The organism is Pyxidicoccus sp. M6 (genome assembly GCF_055568925.1).
The window spans coordinates 8909878-8931816 of sequence record NZ_CM145714.1; the positions used below are offsets into that span (position 1 = coordinate 8909878).

Consider the following 21939-nt stretch of genomic DNA (forward strand, 5'->3'; position numbering starts at 1 on the left):
GAGAACTCATCGCGAAAACAAGCCCACGCTCGCCAACCATTCCTGCACGGCTTCGGGAAGGGTTGAGCCGAGGCATACGGCGCCAACACGTTCGTCGCGTTGGAATTGAGACCTGAACAGCCACTCCGCCTCGGCTTGTGCAGGGGTCAGCAGCAGGGCGTACTCAGGGCGGGCCTGGTGCCATCGGAGCGCGTCTCGGTAGAGATGGGCCGAGCTCATCGCATCGAGGATGTTCTCGCGAGTCTGGCGATATTTGGCGTCGAGGACGACGAAGCTCCGACCGGCACTCGACTCGACCGTGAGCACGAAGTCCGGAACGCGCTGACCACTGACGGAGCGAAAGCCGTACCGAGGAGCCTGGTCACCGCTGGGAAACTCGACCTGGAACAAGAGCTCGACAGTCATGCCATCCGCCCTGCCCGACCAGGCAGCAATGGCCCGGGTCGGATGCTGGCGGCCACGAAGACGCTCCCATTTGAGCAAGGGTAATGCCGCACGAAGAAGCTTCGCGAGGCGAACGAAACACCAGCGCTCGAACAGCTCCCATGTCGGGCTCATCCACAGCAGATGCTGCGAGGAGAGACCACCCAACTCTTTCCGGAGTGCCTTCCACCCGAGCTGGAAGGTCCGAGCGTAGAGCGGGTCCGCCGAGACGGCATTCAGGCCGGTCGCCGTCACCTCTCGGCGCAGGTCTCGCCACGGTGACATGCGGCTCGCGGCCACGAGCGCATGCTCGAGTACCGACAGTTGCCTGAGTCGCTCGGGTGCCCGTGCGGCAAGGCCAGTCCGCGTCTCGGTCTCCCGTGCTTCGAGGTACGTCGCGAGGGTGGAGCGGACAGAGCGAACGCGGAGGAGCAGCAATTGGATGACAGCGGCGATGCACCGGTTCGCGGCCGAGTCCAGGTTGGCGACCGTCAGGGGTACATCCAGGTCCCAGCTCCGTGCTTCGCGAGCCCCTTGCCCTTCTACCGCGAGTGCCTGCAGAAGCCCGGAGTTGCTGGCGCGGCGCAGAGAGACCGTATCCAGGCGGCGAACCTGGTGCAGGGGACGGAGGCCCCGAGCTGGGCGGAGCGACGAGCGCGGGTGCCGGGACAGGTGACGAAGCGCCTCCAGGAATGCCGGAACGTACTGCCGGAGACGCTCGAAGCTCAGGGCGGGGAGTTCTTCGTGCTCGAGCGGCGCGTCGGCGCCAGTGAGCCAGGAAGCTGGCTCGTCGCCGAGCACCAGTGCGGGGTCCTCGGCTGAAAGTTCCGAGAGCATTTCCCGAAACCGTTCCTGCCCGAGCTTTCTATCATCCGGGGCGACGTCGAGCAGGTATTGGACACACGTGCCGGAGCCGAGCTCGCGCAAGTCCGCGCGGACGGTTCCCGCATAGAAGCCAGGCCGCCAGCGCCAGGCGCCCTCGATGAGCTGCAACGGCTCGTCGTCGACGAAGAGCTGCCAGCGTCCATCGGACGGGGGAAGGAGCTTGATGTGCTGCAGCTCCCGGAAGCCCTCGTTGAGCGCGGGAACGGGAGCAAGGAACACGGTCGCTCCATCCGGAGCGTCTATCTGCGCGCGGAGCTGCATCGTGGCCCGTCAGCGCCAGAAGCGGGCGCTGCCGCTCTCCTTCAGGTCCCTTTCGAGCTCTTCGACCTTCGCCGATGACTTCGAAAGCTCGTGCCGCTTCAACACCTCGCGTGCCGATGCGAATGCCTGCCGGAACGCAGGTGTGTCATGGCCGCGCAGCTTGGGAACGACCTTGGCATAGATGACCCAATCGAGCGCGGCCGACGGCGTGAGATGGCCCCCGGCCGCTGCGCGCTCGACGAAGTCGAGGACCTCGTCGATGACCCGCCAGCCGAAGTGAAGCCGGATGGGGGAAAGCACCGCGATCAGCTCCTTGAGGACCGCGCGCACCGCCTCCTTCTGGAGGGCTGGGAGGGTCCGCTTTCCCCAGCGAGGGTATGCGTCGACATCGATGTCCCAGAACTCGAGGGTCACGGCGCGATCGAGGACCTTGTCCGACAGTCCATGGGTGGTCTCGTCCATGTTGACGGTACCGATGAGGACGAGGTTCGCCGGGTAGTGGTCCAGGCGACCCGGAACGTCATCGATGGGCTCGTCGTCCATGTGAAAGATGACCGGGCCGCCGGTCTCCATCGCAGACAGGAGGGGCGCCAGGTACTGCTCCGGATGAGAGAGATTCATCTCATCGAGGATGGCGATGAACACTTCGCCGGGGTTCTCGGCGCAGGCGATGAGCAGGTCCGTGAGCGGCGTCTTCACGTACTCGTCGGAGCGGAGCGGGTGGATGAAGCCAAGGACCGCCGAGGGGTCGGACCACCCGGGTTGCACCGCGACGTTGACGATGTGGGCTGCTGCCTCGGATGGCTCACCGACGAGCGCACGTGCATAGGCGTTCGCAAGCGACGTCTTCCCGGAGCCGGAGAGCCCCGTGAAGATGGCGAAGTGCCGTCGCGGGTGGCTCCACAGACCGGCATGGAGAGCGGCGAGTTGGTCCACGGGAAATACGAGGTCCTTCGAGATCCGCGCAAGGATGTCGTTCAGTCCCGGTGGCTCGTATCGCTCCATGGAGGAGCCATCCCCCGAGCCTCCGGCTCCTGCCGGTTCGAGCGTTCCCGCCGTCCCCGAGGTGATGTCAGGTTCCGCGGAGAGGTTTTCGGGCGTCCAGGTAACGCGGGCAGCCCAGGCCCGTCCTCGTGGCGTCAGTGCCAACCTTCCTCCGGACTCCTCGATGGCATCGAGGGAACGGAGCCAGGTGATGATGGCGCTCGGTGCGTAGTTGGAGGTCCAGCCCGGGTTTGCCGTGCGCAGGCGCACGAGGAGATCCTTGAGGCGCGTCGGGCCCGCATCACGGAGCTGCACCAACATGTGGTCCACACCGAGAATCCGGGTGAGCAGGTGCGGCATCAGCTCGTCGGGATTCTCGCTCGCGCGGAAGCTCTGCCCCAACTGGGAAGGAACCAGCCGGTCGCCATCTGACTCGAGGAGTCCGAGCTCGCTCCTCAGGACGCCCAGTGTCGTTGAGAGAGAGGACTGCTTCTTGAGCGCCGGGTTCTCCTGACGGAGGAACGCGAGCACGTCATCCCTGGGGGCTCCCTCCCGGACGAACTCGAGCACGGCGAGCGCGGTCTGCAGGCTGCCCTTGATGGCCGTCATTCCCTTGCGACGCAGCGCAGCCGGGAGCGGAGTCAATGGCTCGGGAGCAGTTCCGGTTTCGTGGTTGAGATGCTCCCACAAGAACCACGGAAGCATCATCCGCCGGGGCCACTGGGTGAGCTCGGCAGGAGCAGGTCCGATGACCTCGTCGAGTCGCTTCAGCACCCGAGCATGTGGGTCGACCTCGCCCCGGCGGCCCTCCCCGAACATGCGCATGTGCAGCCGGTCGAGCCGAGCGATGTCCGCCACCGTGGTGAAGTCATGAGGGAAGAGCGCTGCGAGCGTCCGAAGAACCTTGAGGTGTGGCGTGCGCGACACGAATGGGCGGATGCGCTTGCACGTCTCCTCGTAGAGGCCCTGCAGCACGTTGACCCGCTCCGCGGGCGTACTCGGGAGCGGCCTGGTGGTCGCCTCCGTGAACCAGTCGCGGAAGGCCTCATCCTCCAAGGCCTTTGCGACGGGAATGTTTCCCTGCTTCGTGTCCGCAACCGCGTCGCTGTCCCAGAGCTTCCGCTGGAAGTCGATGGTCCGCCGCTGGTCGGGCGGCATGGCGGCAACCCACTGGAGGAACTCGCCGAGGTTCTTCCCCCACCGTTGGTACGGCTGGTCGGGGTCGCTGAGCGCCTTTTCATAGCGTCGGACCAACTGTTGGAGAACCTCGGGAGAGCTCAGGTCCAGGGGGGGCATGGAGGGCCGCATCCTGACAATCCAAGCGAGCCCCTAGCAAGGCAGGTGCGGCTGGTGCCGGAAGGACGCGTGGTCGGTGGCGGCTCAGCTCAAGTTTCGCAGGTTCGGGGGCCTGCATTGGCGCCGAACCGTCGAGCCAGCCGCTCTTACGGTGCCACCAGTCGCCCCCTGGGCACCCACCGCCCCATCTTAGATTGGATTCGCAGCAGAGGAGGGGCCTGCATGGCTGCCGATATCACCCAAGACGTTCGCAAGATCTACGAGCAGTTCTGGAACCGCGGCGACATGAGCGCTGTCGACCAGCTCTTCGGGCCGGACTACCTCGCCCACGTCTCTCTCACGGGGGACCTGGACCAGGATGGGCTCAAGCAGATGGTGCGCACCTTCCGGTCGGCAATCCCCGACATCCGCTTCCGCATCGACGAACTTCTCACCTCCGGCGACACCATCGTCGTGCGCTGGACGTCGAGCGGTACCCAGACGGGCGAACTGATGGGCATCCCGCCTAGCAACCGCTCCGGCTCCACGACAGGCATCGATATCCTCCACTTCGAGGGGGGCAAGGTGCTCGAGCAGTGGAGCGTCTGGGACGCACTGAAGATGCTGCAGAATATGGGCGTCGTGCCGGCGATGGGCGCCCCCGTCGCCGCGCAGCCGCTCGAGCAGCCGCTTCCGGCCCCCGGGGTACGCCACTGAGGCGAGGCGCCGGACTTAGGGCCCGGCGCCGCCCTCCGCATCTCACGCAGGCCAAGCCGTCCAGCGCGAATGAAGTTGCCTCGCTCCACACCGCAGTTCACCACGCGGGCCTCCGGGCGCGACACGGCGTTCCGCTTCGACACCTGAGGGCAGGCAGGGGCCGTCAGCTCCCCGGAGCTCGCGTCGTCGCTGGGGCGCACCGTGTTAGCGTGAGCCCTCCCCATGAACTTCCGTTTTCAATGCTGGGTGCAGCGACATGCCAGCGGCCGGGTCACGCTCACACCGCTGGCCCTTCCGCACCTCGCGGTGCACGCGGACTCGCTGGAGAAGGCCACCGAGGAGCTGACGCTCGCGCTGGATGACCAGCTCACCCGCGTCCACCCGCGCCGTGTGCCGCAGTTCATCGCCGCGTCGGACGGAGTCCTCCACACGCTCGAAGTATGGGGCATCCCCGTCTGGGGCGCGGAGGGGAACACCCTCGCGCCGCTGCGCTTCTCCGCCGTCGTCGCTCCCGCGCACCAGGCCTTCACCGGGCTGCACGCCCCACGCCTCGAAACGCACCTGTGGTTCCAGGGCAAGACGCTCCCCAAGGACGCGGCGGAGCGGCTGGGTGAGCAGCTCGAGGACCTCTCCGACGCGCGCCGCCTCGCGCTGCGCCAGGATGGACCCGAGTCACTGGTGGAGCTGGAGGTGCGGGCCAGGCCCACTCCGCTCTCCGCCTTCACGCCGCGCCAGCTCCACCTGGACATCCTTCCGCCGCCGCGTCCGCGGGATGAGTCGGACGCCAACCCGGACGATGACGACGAGGACGCGCTGGAACAGGACTCCTGGGAGCCGCGCCGCCGCCGCGCCCGTCCCAAGGACGCGAAGCCGGACAAGCCTCCGCCCACGCCCACGCTGGACCGCATCGCGGTGCCCTGGCACAAGCTGGCGCAGGACGAGCAGCTCGACCCGGCCTATGAACAGGACGCGCTGGTGACGCTGCTGCGCGCCCGGCTCGCCGCGAAGGACGCCGAGTCCGTGGTGCTGGTGGGCCCCTCGGGCGTGGGCAAGACGGCGGTGCTGCACGCGCTCGCCCAGGCGCTGCGCGGCCCTTCCGCCACCGCCTCCGAGAAGGTCCGCCCCTTCTTCTACGTCGACGGCAGCCGCCTCATCGCCGGCGAGGGCATGTGGGGTGACTGGCAGCAGCAGGTGCTGCGCTGCTTCCGCGAGGCCGCCGAGTCGCACGCACTGCTGTGCCTGGGCCACGCGGTGGACCTGCTGGACGCGGGCAAGAGCGCTCACAGCGACCAGAACGTGGCCCAGCTCCTCCTGCCGCTGCTCGCCTCGCGCGAGGTGTCCGTGGTGGCCGAGGCCACGCCGGAGACGTGGGCCCAGGTGGAGCGCCGCAACGCCAGCTTCGCGCGCCTCTTCTCCGTGGTGCGCGTGGACGAGCCCGCGCCGGACGCGCTGGCCCGCATCCTCGCGCACGTGGCCGAGGACGACGCGGGACCCAAGCCGATGCAGGTGCTCCCCGAGGCGCTCGACGAGGCGCGCTTCCTCTGCCGCCGCTTCCTGCCCTATGGGGCGCAGGTGGGCAACGCGGTGGCCTTCCTGCGCCGGTTGCTGGCCACGTGCTCGCACGCCGCGCAGACGCGCGTCACCCGCCTGGACGCCATCCGCCAGTTCGCCTCCGAGTCCGGCATCCCCGAGTCGCTGCTGCGCGACGACATGCCGCTGGAGGCGGGCCAGGTGCGTGCCTTCCTCTCCACGCGCGTGCTGGGCCAGGAGGCCGCGGTGGAGCGCGCGGCCTCCGTCGTGTCCGTGCTCAAGGCGGGCCTGGCGGACACGCGGCGCCCGCTGGGCGTGCTGCTCTTCGTGGGCCCCACCGGCGTGGGCAAGACGGAGCTGTCCAAGGCGCTGGCGGAGCTGCTCTTCGGCGCGAAGGAGCGCATGGTGCGCCTGGACATGGGCGAGTACGCCGGTCCGGACGCGCTGGTGCGCCTGCTGGGCGATGGCCAGACGGCGGGGTTCCTCTCCGCCGCCGTGCGCCGCCAGCCCTTCTGCGTGGTGCTGCTGGACGAGGTGGAGAAGGCCCACCCCGCCGTGCACGACGCGCTGCTCGGCGTGCTGGGCGAGGGGCGCCTCACCGATGCGTCCGGCCGCTTCACCGACTTCCGCAACGCGGTGCTCGTCCTCACCAGCAACCTGGGCGCGGACACGTGGCGCGCCCGCGTGGGCTTCGACTCGTCCGGCGGCATGCCCGACAGCGCGGCCCTGCGCGCGCACTACCTCGCCGAGGTGCAGCGCTTCTTCCGCCCGGAGCTGTTCAACCGGCTGGATGACGTCGTCGTCTTCTCGCCGCTGTCCGCGGACCTGCTGCGCCGGCTGGTGGTGCGCGAGGTGGAGGCCGTGTGCCGCCGCCCCGGCCTGTCCCTCCATGACGCGGCGCTGGACGTCTCGCCCGCCGCGCTGGACTGGCTGGCCGCGCGCGGCTTCGACCCGCGCTACGGCGCACGTCCCCTCAAGCGCGCGCTGGAGCGGGAATTGGTGGTGCCGGTGGCGGCGTGGCTCGCGGCGCACCCGCAGGGCGGCGCGGTGAAGCTGTCCGTGGACGCGGGCGACGCGGGGCTCTCCCTGCGCGCGGAGGCGGTGGGCGGCGCCGCCGAGGGCGTGGGGCGACAGGCCATCGAGAAGGTGCTGGAGGAGGCGGCCAGCCTGCGCGCGGAGGTGCAGCGCTGGAGCCGCTCCGAGCCCATGCTCGCCCTGCGCCGCGAGCTGACCGTCTTCGACAAGGCGTCCCGTCAGCCGGCGTACTGGGAGGAACGAGCCCTGGCCGAGGAGTCCTCGCGCAAGTCGTCCGAGGCGCGCGAGCTGGAGAAGGCCTTCCGCGACTGCGCGCAGCAGGCGGAGGCCGCGGAGGACCTCCTCTTCGAGGCGCACCTCACGCGCGCCGTGAAGCAGGCGGAGTCGATGTCCCGCGAGGTGGCCGGGCTGCGGCGCGCCTTCCTGCCGCTGCGCGAGCGGCTCTACGCCAGCCTCTTTCCCACGTCGCGCGGGGCCACCCTCTTCCTGGTGCCCGGACGGGGCGCATGGCTGCACCTGTGCACGCTGGCGAAGGCGTATGAGCGCTGGGCGGAAACGCACGGCATCGCCTTCCAGCGTGCCCTGCTGCGGCCCGAGGAGCCGAAGCCGGGTGAGAAGGCGAAGAAGCCCACGCGCAAGGACACTCCGCTCTTCTGGGCCTGGGAGAAGAAGGTGACGCTCGAAGAGGTGAAGCCGCCCCCGTCCGCGTATGCGCTGCAGCTCACCGGCGGCACGCTGCCGCTGCTGCTCGCGGGCGAGCACGGCGTGCATCGCTTCGTCGAGGGCAGTCAGGCCTCGCTGGTGCGCGCCCGCTTCGAGTCGCAGCCGCTGTCCCTGCATGCGCTGCCGGAACTGGAGGCGCTGGAGAAGTCGCTGACGAAGCAGGAGGTGCGCCGGCTGCGGCCCGCCTCCGTCGAGATGTCGGGCGGCTCGCTGGAGGACCTGCGCACCGGAGTGAAGCAGCGCTTCGGTCCGGAAGGCCCGCACGTCGAGGCGCTGGTGGAAGCGTGGTTGCAGTGGCGCGTCTTCGGCGCGCGAGAGGAGGGCTGACGCCATGGACCTGAAACTGCCCCTGGTGGTGACGCCCCTCGGAGGCCGGCTGGTGCAGGCCTGGGTGCCCGCCTTCTGGCCCCGGCTGAGCGGCACCGGCCCCAGCCTCTCCATGCTGCGGGATGAATTGGCGCTCGCCGTGATGGAGCGCTTCGAGAAGGAGCCGGCTGCCAACGTCGCGGCCTATCAGTACCCGCCGCACCTGGGCCTGCGCCACGTGAAGGTGGACACGGAGGCGAAGGACCCGAAGAAGGGCAAGCGCGTCGTCCTCCAGGGCCGCATGGCCGTGCTGGTGGAGAAGTGGCCGCGCGATGACTTCTGGGTGGTGACGCCCGTCCGGCTGCCCGAGGCCCGCTTCGCGCTCTTCAACCCGGACGCCCTGCCCCAGGCGCTCGCGCGCCGGCTGAGCGCGTGGTGCCTGGAGCGGGACTTGGAGAACCTGGAGGAAGCCTGGTGCACCGGCCGCGAGCGGCTCGACATCCTGGAGGTGGACGCCTACGCGCCCACCATCCTCCCTCGCACGCCGCCGAAGCCCCCTGCCCCGCTGCGCCGCCGCAAGCCCAAGTCCAAGGAGGAGAAGAAGGACGCGCCCGCCCCGGAGACGCCCGAGCAGCGCGAGGCGCGCCGCAACCGCCGCCGCCTGTCACTGGTGGAGTTGCGCGCGGTGGCCCGCAACCTGAGCCACGGCGCGCGCGACGACGCGCTGGAGCGGTGCTACGGCCGCGAGTCACTGGTGCGCGAGGTGGTGGACGCGCTGGAGGGACGCGAGGGCGCGGCCATCGTCCTGGTGGGGCCTCCGGGCTCCGGCAAGACGGCGCTGGTGCACGAGGTGGTCAGCCGCCTCACGGCGAAGCAGGACGCCGCCGGCACTCGCCGCGACGTGTGGCGCGTGGACGGCAACCAGTTCATCGCGGGGATGATGTACGTGGGCCAGTGGGAGGCCCGCGCGCGCGGTGTGGTGCAGGAGCTGGTGGAGGTGGGCGACCTGCTCTACGTGGATGACCTGGCGTCGCTCGTCTACGCGGGGCGCACGGCGAACGAGCGCACCAACGTGGCACAGTTCATCGAGCCACACCTGGCGCGCGGCGAGCTGACGGTGCTGGCCGAGACCACGCCCGAGCGCTTCGAGCGCGTGCGCGAGGAGGCTCCGACGTTCGCCTCGCTCTTCCGCGTGGTGCATGTGCCCGCGCTGGACGCGCGCGCCACCCTGCCCGCGCTGCTGGGCACGCTGCGCGAGTTGGAGGCCGAGAGCCGCACCGGCGCGGTGCGGCTGTCCCCGCTGGCGCTGGAGACGCTGCTCGACTTGCAGCAGCGCTTCGTCGCGCACGAGGCCTTCCCGGGCAAGGCCGTGCGCCTGTTGCGCCGAGTGGTGTCGCGACCCGGCACCGCGGAGAACGGCCTGCGCCGCTTCACGGAGGAGGACGTCACCTCCGCCATGCGCGAGCAGACGGGCCTGCCGGACTTCGTGCTGGGCAGCGCGCCGCCGAAGACGCGCGAGACACTGGAGCGCGAACTGGGCGCGCAGGTGGCGGGCCAGCCGGAGGCGGTGTCAGCGGTGGTGGATGCCATCCTCACGCTGCAGCGCTCGTTGCAGCCTCCGGACAAGCCGCTGGCCACGTACCTCTTCGTGGGCCCCACCGGCGTCGGCAAGACGGAGACGGCCAAGGCACTGGCGCGCACTCTCTTCGGCAGCGAGGGCCGGCTGGTGCGCTTCGACATGTCCGAGTTCGTGTCCGCCTCCAGCATCACCCGGCTACTCGGCATGCCGGGCGCGCCGGACGGGGAGCTGACCACCGCGCTGCGCACGCAGCCCTTCTGCGTGGTGCTCTTCGACGAGGTGGAGAAGGCGCACCCGCGCATCTTCGACGCCCTGCTCCAGTTCCTCGGCGAGGGGCGACTGACGGACGGCGCTGGCCGCACGGTGGACGCGCGACAGGCGGTGGTGGTGCTGACGTCCAACCTGGGCGTGCGCGAGGCCGCGGCCCGCACCGGCTTCGCCCGCACCGCGGAGACCGCGGAAGCGCACTACCTCTCCTCGGTGCGCACCTTCTTCCGTCCGGAGTTCTTCAACCGGCTGGACCGCGTGGTGCCCTTCCGTCCGCTGACGCCCGCCGCGCTGCGCGTGGTGGTGGAGCACGCGCTGGAGTCGCTGCTGTCGCGCCGGGGCATCCGCCGCGGCAACGTGCTGGTGGAGGTGGAGCCCGCGCTATTGGACCTGCTGGTGGAGCAGGCCTATGACCCGCGCTACGGCGCGCGGCCCCTGAAGCGCGCACTGGAGCGGCGCCTCACGGTGCCCCTGGCCCATCACCTCGTGCGGCGCGGTGGCGAGGACCTCGCCCGGGTGGAGTTGTTCCGCCGGGGCGACGACATGGGCCTGTCGGTGGAGTTGCTGGTGCGCGAGCCCGCGTGGGCGCCGGTGCCAGACCCGGCGGGATGGACGCTGGGCGAGGTGTCCCGCGTGCTGGAGGAGACGGCGGCGCGACTGGAGGTGCTGTCCGCCCGCGAGGCCGCGAGGTCCAGCACCCAGGCGGTGCACCCCGAGGCGGTGGAGTTGGTGGAGCGGCTGGAGCGCCTCGCCGCGGAGGCGGTGGACATCCGGGAGAACGAGCTGGCGGAGCGGGACTTCCTGGAGACGGAGCAGCCCTTGTCCAAGGAGGCCGTGAAAGACTACGACTCGGATTGGCAGCGCAACCCCGGACGCGGCGGTCTGCGTCCCCGGCCGTCCTACGCCTCCGTGCCGCTGCCGGTGTCTCCCGAGGAGCGGCTGCGCCGCTGCCGCCCCCGCGTCCTGGCCCTGCGGGACGAGGTGGACTGGCTGGAGCACCAGCTCGCGTGCCGGGAGCGTGGCCCGGATGTACGGACGGTCCTCCTCGAAGGACTCGGCGATGCGCCGGTGTCCGCGCTGGAGGCGATGGCGCGTGCGTTGCCGCAGTCCCTGGGCCGCGTGTCGGTGTTCGAGGAGCGCGTGGAGCCGGATGGCCGCATCGGCTGGGGCGCGCCCGGCTCGCAGCGTCCCGCGGGCGTGCGGGTGCGGCGCATCGCCGTGAGCCTGTCCGCCTTCGGGCTCGCGGAGGTGCTGGCGCCGCTGGAGGGCTATGCGCTGGTGGAGACACTTCGCGGCGATGTGGTGCGTCCGGCGCCCGTGCGCGTGGAGTTGCTGGAGGGCGACGTGGGGCTGCTGGACGACGTCGCGAAGGCGGTGGCCGCGCGGGACGCCGTGCGCACGGCGGAGCGCGAGGCGCGGCGCGCGGGAGCGGCGCGGGAGCAGGCCCCGAGCCGCGTGGTGGTGGAGGGCAACGAGAGCGGGCTGGTGCACCTCGCGAGCCGGCGCAATCCGTCCGAGGCGCTCGCCTGGGCGGGACGCGTGCTGCGCAGGCCCGCGCGCGAGGAGGGCTGACATGGACAAGAACTTCCACATCTTCGTCCGCCGCTACCCGGGAGTCGGCGTCGCGGCCCATGTGCTGACACACCCGCACCTGGCCTCGTTCGCGGCGGACCTGAATGCCGCGCGACTCGACCTGGCGGAGGTGGTGGGCCGCCTGCTGCGCCGCGGCCTGCTATGGGAGGAGACGACGCACTGGGAGGACCTGCGCCAGCGCCGCATGTCCCTCACCGTGCGCGCCATGCAGCACGGGCGGCTGCTCTCCGTCCCCCTGAAGCTGACGGTGGTGACGCATGGCGGGCGCACCGGCTCGCGCGCCGCGCGCAAGACGGATGCGGCGAAGGGGCCGCTGCACGTCTGGGTGCCACGCGTGGGCGTGCAGGGCACGCTGCAGGACGCGGCGGACCTGGAGCCGTACGTCGAGGAGCTGGTCCGCTACGAGCTGCACCTCGCTCCGCTGGAGCGCCTGCACGGGCTGGCGTACCTGGGCGAGGAGTCGGTGGAGACGCTGGCGGTGCCGGCGCGCGTGAAGCAGTCGCCGAAGGCCCGCGCCTCGGAGGAGGACTCGAAGCAGCTCAGGCGCAAGTCCCCGCCCCCGGGGCTCGCGGAGGCCAGCCGCTGCCTCAACGAGGAAGCCCGCGCGGGCTTGCTGGAGCGGGCGTGGGAGCGCGACGCGGAGGTGGCCCGGCTCGCCGAGGCCGTGACTTCTGGCACGCGCGCCAGCGTGCTGCTGGTGGGCCCGCCGTCGGTGGGCAAGACGGCGCTGCTGCATGAACTGGTGCTGCGCGCGGAGGCCGCGGAGGCCGGAAACCCGCTGCACGGGCTGGAGGTGTACAGCACGTCGGGCGGCCGCATCATGGCGGGCATGCGCTACCTGGGGCAGTGGCAGGAGCGCGTGCAGCGCATGGTGGAGGCGCTGCGCGTGCGCCGCGCGGTGCTGCACCTGGACAGCCTGTCGGAGTTGCTCTCGCTGGGCGGCGGCGACACGGGCCTGGACGTGGCGCGGCACCTGCTGCCCGCACTGGAGAGTGGTGAGGTGGCGCTGGTGCTGGAGGCGACGCCGGAGGACGTGGCCCGCGCGGAGCGGACGCACGGGGCCTTCCTGCAGGCGCTGCGGCACTTCTCGGTGGCGCCGCTCGGGGCCGTGGCCGCGCGCACGGCGCTCCAGCAGGCATCGCAGCGGGTGGCCCGCGCGCGCAAGGTGCGCTTCACGCCGGACGCGCTGGACCGCGCCGCCGAGCTCACGGAGCGCTTCGGAGACGGCCCGCCGCCGGGTGGCGCGGTGGCCCTGCTGCGCTCGGCGAGCACCCAGCCCTCGGCCGCGGGGGAAGTGGACGCGGCCGCGGTGACGCGGGCCTTCTGCACGCGCACGGGCTACCCACGCGAGCTGGTGGACACGTCCGTGCAACTGGACCCGGAGGCGCTGCTGCGGCGCTTCCGCGAGCGCATCGTCGGTCAGGACGAGGCGACGCTGCTCCTGCGGAACCTCATCGTCACGCTGAAGACGGGGCTGGCGGACCCGTCCCGCCCGCTGGGAGCCTTCCTGCTGCTGGGCCCCACGGGCGTGGGCAAGACGGAGTCGGCGCTGGCGCTGGCCGAGTACCTCTTCGGCGACACGGCACGGCTCGCGCGCTTCGACATGGCGGAGTACGCGGTGCCGGGCAGCGCCGCGCGGCTGGTGGGCGAGGTGGGCGGACAGCAGGGAGGTCTCGCGCGGCGCGTGCGCGAGCAGCCCTTCGGCGTGGTGCTGCTGGACGAGGTGGAGAAGGCGGACGGCGGCGTACACGACCTGCTGTTGCAGGTGCTGGGAGAGGGACGCCTCACGGACGGCACGGGCCGCACCGTCAGCTTCCGCAACACGGTGGTGTTGCTCACGAGCAACCTGGGCGCGGACAGTGCGGGGCGCTCGCTTGGCTTCGGCGGCGGCAGCGTGCGGGACATGGAGCAGCACTATCTGGGTGCGGCGACGGCGTTCTTCCGGCCGGAGTTGCTGAACCGGCTGGACCAGGTGGTGCCCTACCGGCCCCTCACACCGGAGGTCATCCGCGCGCTGGCCCGCCGCACGCTGGAGACGGCGCTGGCGCGCGAGGGCCTTACGCGCCGGAACGTGAAGGTGTCCTTTGGCGACGACGTGGTGGAGTACCTGGCGCGCACCGGCTTCGACGCGCGCTACGGCGCACGGCCACTGAAGCGCGCGGTGGAGCAGCACGTGGTGGCGCCACTGGCACAGTGGCTCGCCGCGCACGCGAGCGCCCTTCCTCCGCAGGTGACGCTGCGGGTGGGCGCGGAGGGGCGGGTGGCGCTCGACTGAACGAGCGCACACGAATCATGGATGGCCGGTAGTGCCGAGACTCACTCCTCTGCATCCGGCTGGATGCCGCCGTCCGGGTCCTCGAACGACGCAAGCGACGCGCTCTCGATGCCCACGGCCGCGAGCAGGATGTCCCGGCCCGTGGCGGGCAGCGACTTCGGCGCGCTGCCCGCGTCCGCCGCCTTCGCGGTCGAGGGGTGCCCGTTGGTGAGCAACACCACCGCGGCCTGGAATTGGGGCATGAAGCCAATCCACGCGACGAAGCCCGCGTTGCCGCCGGCCTTGCTCACCACGCGCGCGCCCTGCCCCACCTCGTGGCTGTACCAGGCCATGCCAATGGAAGTCCCCGGTGAAATCTGGAAGCGCGGCTGGTGCGCGAGGCTCATCGCCCGGTACGTCAGCAGCGGCATGCTCTGCACCCGGAAGAGGTTGCCTTCCAGGAAGCTCAGCATGTCGCTCGCGGTGGAGTTGAAGCCCACGCCCCGGAAGGCCACCTTCTTGCCTGCCGCCGTGTAGCCCTGAGCGATGCGCTCCGGCGAAATGCCGCTCACGTCCACCACCGTGTCGCGCATCCCGAGCGGCCCGCGGATGTCCTGCTCGAACAGGTCCATGTACTTCGCACCCGCGGCCCCCACCGTGGTGAAGCCCTGCGTCACCTCACTCACATTCGAGTAGAGGTAGCTCGTGCCGATGTGCCGCTCGGGGTTGAACTTCGTCCAGAAGTCCAGGAGCTGCGGCGTGGGCGGCTGGCCCGTGTAGAGCGCGTGCGCGGGCCGGCCCGGCACGTTGGGCGCGGGCATGGCGGCCGTCATCGTGCCCAGGTTCGCGGGCGTCACCTGCCGGATGACGCTCCCCTCCTTCCCCACTCCCTCCGGGAGGAAGCGCGTCACCTGGTCCTCCAGCGACATCTTTCCCTCGACGATGCGCGCGGCGGCCAGCGTGTTGGTGAAGGTCTTCTGCACGGAGCCGATGATGAACAGCGTGTCGTCGCGCACCGGATTCTTCGTCTCGCGGTCCGCCAGCCCCGACGTCAGGAAGGCGCGCGCACCGCCAACAGCAAGGGCCGCCGACACGCCAATCTGCGTGTCCGTTCCCAGGTAGGAGCGGATGCCCTGCTCGAGGAGCTGCTTCAGCCGCGTGGGGTCCTTCGCCTCGTTCGCCATGGTGCCTCCAGTGGGTGGGGATGCCCGCCCCTGGAGCAAGCCGCATGCCTTACGGCGGAGACGCGGTTCCCCTCGGAGACACCCCATGAAGACACCGCGCCGACGTGTCGAGCACGGCCCCCGACACGTCGCCCCGACAGGGCTTCACTTCTCCCCGCCACCGCTCCAGGTGAGCAGCGCGCTGACACCGAGGCTGCTCTCACCACCGCTCTGCAACCGCCATGGCACGGAGACGCCCACCTCCAGGGCTTCCGAGGGGCGCACATAGAGGCCTGGCGCGAGGATGCCGGTGTTGGTTCCCTGCTCGTTGCGGAAGGCCGCTTCAGCCTTGGGCCGCAGCAGGCCGTCCCCCAGCACCGCGGCCACGCCCAGGTCCGGGTGCACGGTGCCGTCGCGGCCACCGCTCGAGGGCAGCAGGTCCACCGCGGCGCTCGCGTTGAGGCCCACCGGTCCCAGGTCCTTGTACGCGAGCACGAAGGGCGCCACGCCCGGACGCATCGACGCCTCCGGCGAGTCGCGCAGCGCCATCACCTCCGCGCCCGCGGATACCACCAGCCCGCGCTCTCCGTCGTTCAGCAGGGCCACGCGCGCGCCCACGCTGCCTTCTTGGAGCGTGGGCTCCTCGCTCTCGGGAGACAGGCCCACTTCGCCTTCAATCTGCAGCGCGTCCGTCACGCCGTACTCGATGTGCAGCGGCAGCTCGAAGCTGGCTTCGCCGTCGTCCTCCTCCCAGTCGAGCCCACTTCCCGCCTCCAATTCGTGCTGCTGGTTGGGAGGCGCTTCTTCTCCGAGGAAGAGCTCCTCGACGCGGCCTTCCACGCCTTCCTGTCCGCTCCCCTCGGCCGCCAGCGCGGGCGCGGCGAGCACGAGCAGCAGGGCCAACGACTGCTTCAACGGTGGGCTCTTCATGCCTGAAGGATGAGAATGAGCGAGCAGCCGGCGCATGCCCCTCCGGCCGGGCATGGCCGGGGCCCGCTGGCCCGGCTGCCCTCCAGGCGGCAACACCCGGCGCGGGTGGCGCCAGACTTGCTCGGCGCGGGCGACTGGAAGGGCGCGGAGGCCGCCGTGAAGTTGGTGGAGCCGTGGCTCGCCGAGCACGGACACGGCAAGCGCTGAGACGTCAGCGCGTGGCGGGCGCGGCCTTCGGCTCGAGGGCGCGGCCGCGGGTGCCGGCGGCCCACTCGTCCCAGACGTCGAAGGACTTCATCTGCTGGCCCAGGTCCGTGGAGTTGATGAGGGCCTCCACCTCGGCGCGGCTCTGGCGGGGCAGCCGTTCCTCCATGTTGGCGAAGCCCCAGGTGAGCGCTCCCACCACGGCCGCGTTGGTGCGCAGCGTCCGCGCGTCGCACTGCTCGAGCTCGTCCGAGCGCGCGTGGTAGTTGGGCCCGTAGGTGGCCGACTCCTGGTTGGCGATGAGGTTGGCCACGCCGTGCAGCATGAAGTCGAAGTTGTCGGTGCCCACCACCGGCACGTCCACCTGCGTGAAGGGCCCCAGCCCCGCCACCGGCGTCAGCACCTTGTCCACCAGCGGCACCAGCGGCGGCCGCCCATTCGTGAAGAAGCCGGTGATGCGGCCGCAGCCGATGTCCACCGACAGCGCCATGGCATGCGTGTCGAGCTCCGCCGCGTGCGTGCGCACGTAGCCCGCGGAGCCCTGCATCCCCTGCTCCTCGCCGTTCCACAGCGCGAAGCGGATGGTCCGCGCGGGCTTGAGCCCCAGCCTCTGCATCTGCCGCGCGAGGTCGATGAGCATCGCCACGTTGGCGCCGTTGTCCAGCGCGCCGCCGCCCAGGTCCCAGCTGTCCAGGTGCGCGCCCACGATGACGACCTCGTCCGGACGCGTGGTGCCGCGAATCTCGCCGATGACGTTGCGCGACTCGTAGGGGCCGCCCGTCTGGAGGTCCAGCACGGTGGTGAGCGTGAGCGGCGTGCCCGCGCGCAGCAGGCGCAGCGCGCGCTTCGCGCCGTCGCGCTCCATCACCATCATGGGACGGGTGTTCTTCGGGCCCACGGAGACGTTGTGGCGGTAGAGCTGGTTGCCGGGCCGGCTGCCCATGTAGACGACGCCGGCCGCGCCCGCGGCGAACGCGCGGGACTCGATGTCCGTCGCCTCGTTGTACTCGCGGAAGAGGCCGTCCACGTCGCGCAGCTCCTCCGTCTCCACGAGGAGGAACGCTCCGCGCGCCTTCGCCCCCACCTGCTTGAAGTCCGCCTCCGTGCCACGCCGCAGGTCCACCAGCGGCGCCTTGAAGCCGCCCTTCGTCGTCGGGGCGGAGAACGGCATCGCGGCCACGCGCGGGGCGAAGCTCACACCCCGGCCCTGCACGGTGGCGGAGGCGCCGCGCTCCAGCCAGAGCGCGCGCATGCGGAAGGGCTCGGCGCGTGCCGTCACGCCGGCGGCCTTGAAGCGCTCCAGCGCCCACTCCACGGAGCGGCGGTTGGCGTCCGAGCCGGTGGCGCGGCCACCCACCTCGTCCACCAGCGAGCGCAGGTCCTCCAGCATCGGCGTCCCACCGAGCATCGTGCCGACGAGCAGCGAGGCCTCGCGCTCGCGTGTGGGTGGAGCGGTCTCCTCGGCCCCGGCGAGCATCGGCGTAGCCAATGCAAGGGACAGCACGGCGAGGCTGCGCGACAGGCGGAAGCGGGACATGTGGGGGACACCTCGAAGGTAGGAAGAGGGCGCAAGCATTCCCAACGTGCCGTCCCGGCTTCAAGGCCTCACGCCCATCCGCCGCGCCGCGCCATGGCCTCGCCGTGAAAAGGGCGCGAGGAAGATTCGCGGAGGGGCTCGTTGTGCGGGGTGGAGGCAGCGACGAAGCGCCTCCCCCACCCGCCGCAACCGGAGGTCCCCCATGTTCCGCCGCTCCCTGTTCGCCGTGCTGCCCTTCGCGCTCATCGCCTGTGGTCCCGTGGACGAAATGGAGACCGTTGACGAGTCCACCGGCACGCAGGCTCAGGCCGTGTGTCCCGGCGTCACCACCGTCACGTTCGGCACCATCGACAACTTCGGCGGCGGGCCGGACCCGCTTCCATACGCGCCCACCGCGCTGCCGGAGTTCGTGGGCTACCTCAACGCGCAGGGCATCCCGACGGCGTCCCTCAAGACGTTGGATGACGGCACGCCCAACAAGCACACGGTGGCCACGCTGCGCCACGGCCTGCGGAGCTGCTTCGGCTCCACCTGCACGCTGAAGCTGTGCTTCCGCGCCCGCGCGCACGCGGACGTGCCGCAGGATGACCGCGTCACCGTCTACAACACCGACTTCGGCGTCTACAGCTTCCCGCAGGTCACCAGCCAGCCGGTGGTGCCCAACCTGCGCGCCACCTGGAACCCGGGCGAGGTCGCCACCATGTGCATGCCGCTCAACATGGCCCTCGTCGGCGACATGCTCCAGTTCCAGATGCAGGACGACTCCTCCGTCGACTACATCCAGATGATCCTCAGTTGCTGAGCGCGGCACGCCCGCCCTCCTGCTGGCGGCGGCCGGCACGGTGGCACCCGAGAGCCTGGCCGCTGGCTGGTTCCGTCCGGGCCCTGATGCCCGCCGGGGAGGCAAGGCCCGGGCCCGCCGGGTGTGGACCCAAGGCGCCACCTCCCGGCCCGCTTCTCCCGGCGGGCGTCCGAGATGCGCAACCTCCAGGGAAAGGTGCCCGGTAGGCAGGCCGGGTCATCCCTTGGAGGCAACGTCAGTGTTGGGACATGGCGCGGGCTTGACGGACAGGGAAGCCATCGAAGGCATCTCCGCGGAACAGTCCCGTCTGTTCCTCGAGACGATGGTGGCGAGTGCGCCCATCGGCCTGGCCTTCGTGGACCTGGACCTGCGCTTCATCCACATCAACCAGGCGCTGGCCGACCTCAACGGACTGCCCCGCCAGGCCCACCTGGGCCGCAAGGTGCGCGACGTCATCCCCGAACTGTGGCCCGCCATCGAGCCCCACTACCGGCAGGTCCTGGAGACCGGACGTCCGGCCCTCAATCTGGAGATTTGCGGCCCCACGCACAAAGACGGTGGCGTCGCTGACCGCTACTACCTGGTGAACTACTACCCCGTGCGCGACGCGAACGGCGCCATGCACGGCATCGGCATCACCGTGTTGGAGACGACGGAGTCGAAGCTCGCGGAGCGGGCGCTGCGCACGAGCGAGCAGCGCTACCGCTCGCTGGTGGAGTCCGTGGCTCAGACGGTGTGGACCACCAACGGCCGCGGTGAGGTGGTGGAGCCGGCCCCCCGATGGCTCGCCTTCACGGGGCAGAGCCTGGGGGGCCACCTGGGCCTGGGCTGGCTCGACGCCATCCACCCGAGCGACCGGACGCGCTTCGTCTCGGAGTGGGCCACGGCGCTGGAGACGCGAGACGCGTACCAGGGCGAGGTGCGGCTGCGGCGTCACGACGGCGCGTACCGCGACACCATCATCCGCGGCGTCCCCGTCTTCGATGACCAGGGCCTCGTCCGTGAGTGGATTTCCACCGCCGAGGACATCACCGAGCGCAAGCAGGCCGAGGCCTCGCTGCGGCGCACCACCCAGGCGCTCCAGGAGAGCGACGAGCGCTACCGCACCTTCGTGGCCCAGAGCACCGAGGGCATCTGGCGGCTGGAAGTCGTGCCGCCCATCGACACCCGCCTGCCCGAGGACGAGCAGTTGCAGGCGCTCATGGAGCGGACCCGCGTCGCCGAGGCGAACGAGATGATGGCGCGCATGACGGGCTTCGCCACCGCGTCGCGGATGGTGGGCATCCGGCTGCCGGAGATGCTGTCCCGGCTCACGCGGGACCCGGCACACGTCGACAGGGCCATCCGTCCCTTCATCCGCGATGGCTATCGGAGCGAGAACGTGGAGACGCGCATCGTGGACGGCTCCGGCGAGGAGCGCGTGCGGATGGCGAACGTCCTCGGGGTGGTGGAGCGCGGCATGCTGGTCCGCATCTGGGGCACCCAGCGCGACGTGACGGAGCAGGTGCACGCGAAGGAGGCCCTGGAGCAGAGCCGCGAAGTCGTACGCATCCGGGAACACCAGCTCCGCGCCATCACCGACGCCCTCCCCGCCCTGGTGGCCTACATCGACCGTGACGAGCGCTACGTCTTCTGCAACCGGGCCTTCGAGACGTGGTTTGGCCTCAAGCCCGAGGAGCTGATTGGCCAGCCCGTGCGCGTCCTGGCCGGAGAGATGGGCTACGCCCACCTGAAGGACTGGATGCGCAGGGCGCTTGCGGGAGAGACGGTCAGCTACGAGAGCGCACTCACGCTCCGGGACGGGCGGATGCTGCACGTCCAGTCCACCTATGTTCCCACGCAGTCGCCCCAGGGCGCGGTGAAGGGCTTCGTCGCCCTCGTACACGACATCACCGACCGCAAGCGGGCGGAGGCCGAGGTGGAGGTCCAGCGCGCGCGACTCTACGACACGCTGATGAACGTCCCGGCCTCCATCGCCATCCTGAGCGGTCCCGACCAGATCTTCACCCTCGTCAACCCCATCTACCGGACCTTCTCCGACGGCGTGGACCTCACCGGCCAGTCGCTCAGGGAGATGAGCAGGAGCAGCCGCGCGGGTGTGGAGTACTCCCAGCGGCTCAAGGAGGTCTACGACAAGGGCCGGCCCGTCTTCATGACAGAGGCCCTCGTGCGAGTCGGCTCCCGGGGCAGCAGTGTGCTGGAGGACCGCTTCTTCAACATCGCCTACGTGCCGCTGCGCGACGCCGACGGGCGCGTGGACTCCGTCATGTCCTACTCCATCGATGTGACGGAGCAGGTACGAGCCCGGCAGAAGGCGGAGGAGCTGGCCGCGCACCTGACCAACCAGCAGCAGTGGCTGGAGTCCGTCCTCAACCTCATTCCCATCGCCTTCCTGCTGCTCGAGCCGGGCACCGGGCGCGTCCTCTTCGCCAACCAGGCCGCCCACCGGATGGCGGGGGGCCGATTCCCCCTCGGCGTTCCCTCGGAGGAGTACGCGGACGTGTACCACCTCACCGACGAGCAGGACCGTCCCCTGCCGGTGGACCAGAGCCCTGGAAGCCGGGCCGCGCGCGGCGAGCGCTTCCTCCGGGCCCCCGTGGTGTGGCACACGGCGACGGGGCGGCACTCGCTCCTCACGGACTCGGAGATGCTACCCGCGATGCACGGCCACCCGGCCACCGCGCTGCTCTCCCTCCATGACGTGACGCGGCTCAAGCAGACCGAGGCCCAGCTCCAGGAGTCGGTGCGGCTGCGCGACGAGTTCCTCACCGTGGCCTCGCACGAGCTGAAGACGCCGCTCACCCCGCTGCAGATAAAGCTCCAGGGGCTGGCGCGCGAGGCCCGCCCGGACGCGCCCTGCGAGCGGCTCCGCGAGCGCGTGCGCTCCACGGCGGAGAGCGCCTCCTGGCAGGTGCGCAAGCTCACCGCGCTCATCAATGACTTGCTGGACGTCACGCAGCTCACCGGCGAGACGCCGTCGCTCCAGCGCGACCTCACGGACCTGTCCGCCGTCGTGCGCGAGGTGGCGGAGCAGTTCCGCACGCAGAGCGCCCAGGCCGGGTGCGACGTCATCGTGGAGGCGCCCGCGCCGGTGGTGGGCTGGTGGGACCGGCACCGGCTGGCGCAGGTGGCGCGCGGCCTGCTCTCCAACGCCATCAAATACGGACCCGGCCGGCCCGTGGTGCTGCGGGCGGAGCAGCGGGGCGACAAGGCCCGCTTCACCGTGCGCGACGAGGGTATCGGCATCGCCCCGGAGAACCTGTCGCGCATCTTCGAGAAGTTCGGTCGCGCCGTCTCCACGCGCAACTACGGCGGCCTGGGCCTGGGCCTCTTCATCAGCCGCCGCATCGTGGAGGCGCACCAGGGCACCATCCTCGCGGAGAGCCGGCAGGGCGAGGGCACCACCTTCACCGTGGAGCTGCCGCTCTCCCTGGAGCAACGCCCCCAGGGCGCGACGGTGCACTGAAGGCG

Annotated in this window: 12 protein-coding genes; 7 read left to right on the plus strand and 5 right to left on the minus strand. The window is 70.9% G+C overall.

Annotation, left to right across the window (positions count from 1 at the left end; genetic code table 11):
• Positions 1-6 precede the first annotated feature (6 nt).
• Positions 7-1527, minus strand: a complete 1521-nt coding sequence (locus ACVTJA_RS35045; protein WP_465826207.1) for a nuclease domain-containing protein — start codon at positions 1525-1527, stop codon at positions 7-9.
• Positions 1528-1578: 51 nt separating this feature from the next.
• On the minus strand, positions 1579-3849 hold the full coding sequence (locus ACVTJA_RS35050) for an McrB family protein (RefSeq protein WP_465826210.1): 2271 nt from the start codon (positions 3847-3849) through the stop codon (positions 1579-1581).
• Between the two features lie 222 nt (positions 3850-4071).
• Between ACVTJA_RS35050 and ACVTJA_RS35055 the strand changes: the two genes are divergently transcribed.
• The 4 genes from ACVTJA_RS35055 to ACVTJA_RS35070 all read left to right on the plus strand — a co-directional run bounded on the left by ACVTJA_RS35055 (position 4072) and on the right by ACVTJA_RS35070 (position 13853).
• Positions 4072-4545, plus strand: a complete 474-nt coding sequence (locus ACVTJA_RS35055; RefSeq protein WP_465826213.1) for an ester cyclase — start codon at positions 4072-4074, stop codon at positions 4543-4545.
• 222 nt (positions 4546-4767) lie between these two features.
• On the plus strand, positions 4768-8160 hold the full coding sequence (locus ACVTJA_RS35060) for an AAA family ATPase (protein ID WP_465826215.1): 3393 nt from the start codon (positions 4768-4770) through the stop codon (positions 8158-8160).
• Positions 8161-8164: 4 nt separating this feature from the next.
• A complete protein-coding gene (locus ACVTJA_RS35065; RefSeq protein WP_465826217.1) occupies positions 8165-11557 on the plus strand; it encodes an AAA family ATPase in 3393 nt (1130 codons plus the stop codon).
• 1 nt (position 11558) lies between these two features.
• Positions 11559-13853 (plus strand): AAA family ATPase, encoded by a 2295-nt coding sequence (locus ACVTJA_RS35070; RefSeq protein ID WP_465826219.1) that lies wholly within the window; start codon positions 11559-11561, stop codon positions 13851-13853.
• A gap of 41 nt (positions 13854-13894) precedes the next feature.
• On the opposite strand, the gene ACVTJA_RS35075 is transcribed toward ACVTJA_RS35070, so the two are convergent.
• Positions 13895-15016 (minus strand): serine hydrolase, encoded by a 1122-nt coding sequence (locus ACVTJA_RS35075; RefSeq protein WP_465826221.1) that lies wholly within the window; start codon positions 15014-15016, stop codon positions 13895-13897.
• A 144-nt stretch (positions 15017-15160) separates the two neighbouring features.
• Positions 15161-15910 (minus strand): hypothetical protein, encoded by a 750-nt coding sequence (locus ACVTJA_RS35080; RefSeq protein ID WP_465826223.1) that lies wholly within the window; start codon positions 15908-15910, stop codon positions 15161-15163.
• Between the two features lie 30 nt (positions 15911-15940).
• Here ACVTJA_RS35080 and ACVTJA_RS35085 point away from each other — a divergent pair, with 30 nt between their 5' ends.
• Complete coding sequence (locus tag ACVTJA_RS35085; protein ID WP_465826225.1) at positions 15941-16132, plus strand: hypothetical protein; 192 nt, start codon at positions 15941-15943, stop codon at positions 16130-16132.
• Between the two features lie 4 nt (positions 16133-16136).
• On the opposite strand, the gene ACVTJA_RS35090 is transcribed toward ACVTJA_RS35085, so the two are convergent.
• A complete protein-coding gene (locus tag ACVTJA_RS35090; protein WP_465826227.1) occupies positions 16137-17666 on the minus strand; it encodes a M28 family metallopeptidase in 1530 nt (509 codons plus the stop codon).
• Positions 17667-17868: 202 nt separating this feature from the next.
• Here ACVTJA_RS35090 and ACVTJA_RS35095 point away from each other — a divergent pair, with 202 nt between their 5' ends.
• A complete protein-coding gene (locus ACVTJA_RS35095; RefSeq protein WP_465826229.1) occupies positions 17869-18468 on the plus strand; it encodes a hypothetical protein in 600 nt (199 codons plus the stop codon).
• A 259-nt stretch (positions 18469-18727) separates the two neighbouring features.
• A complete protein-coding gene (locus tag ACVTJA_RS35100; protein WP_465826230.1) occupies positions 18728-21934 on the plus strand; it encodes a PAS domain-containing protein in 3207 nt (1068 codons plus the stop codon).
• Positions 21935-21939 lie beyond the last annotated feature (5 nt).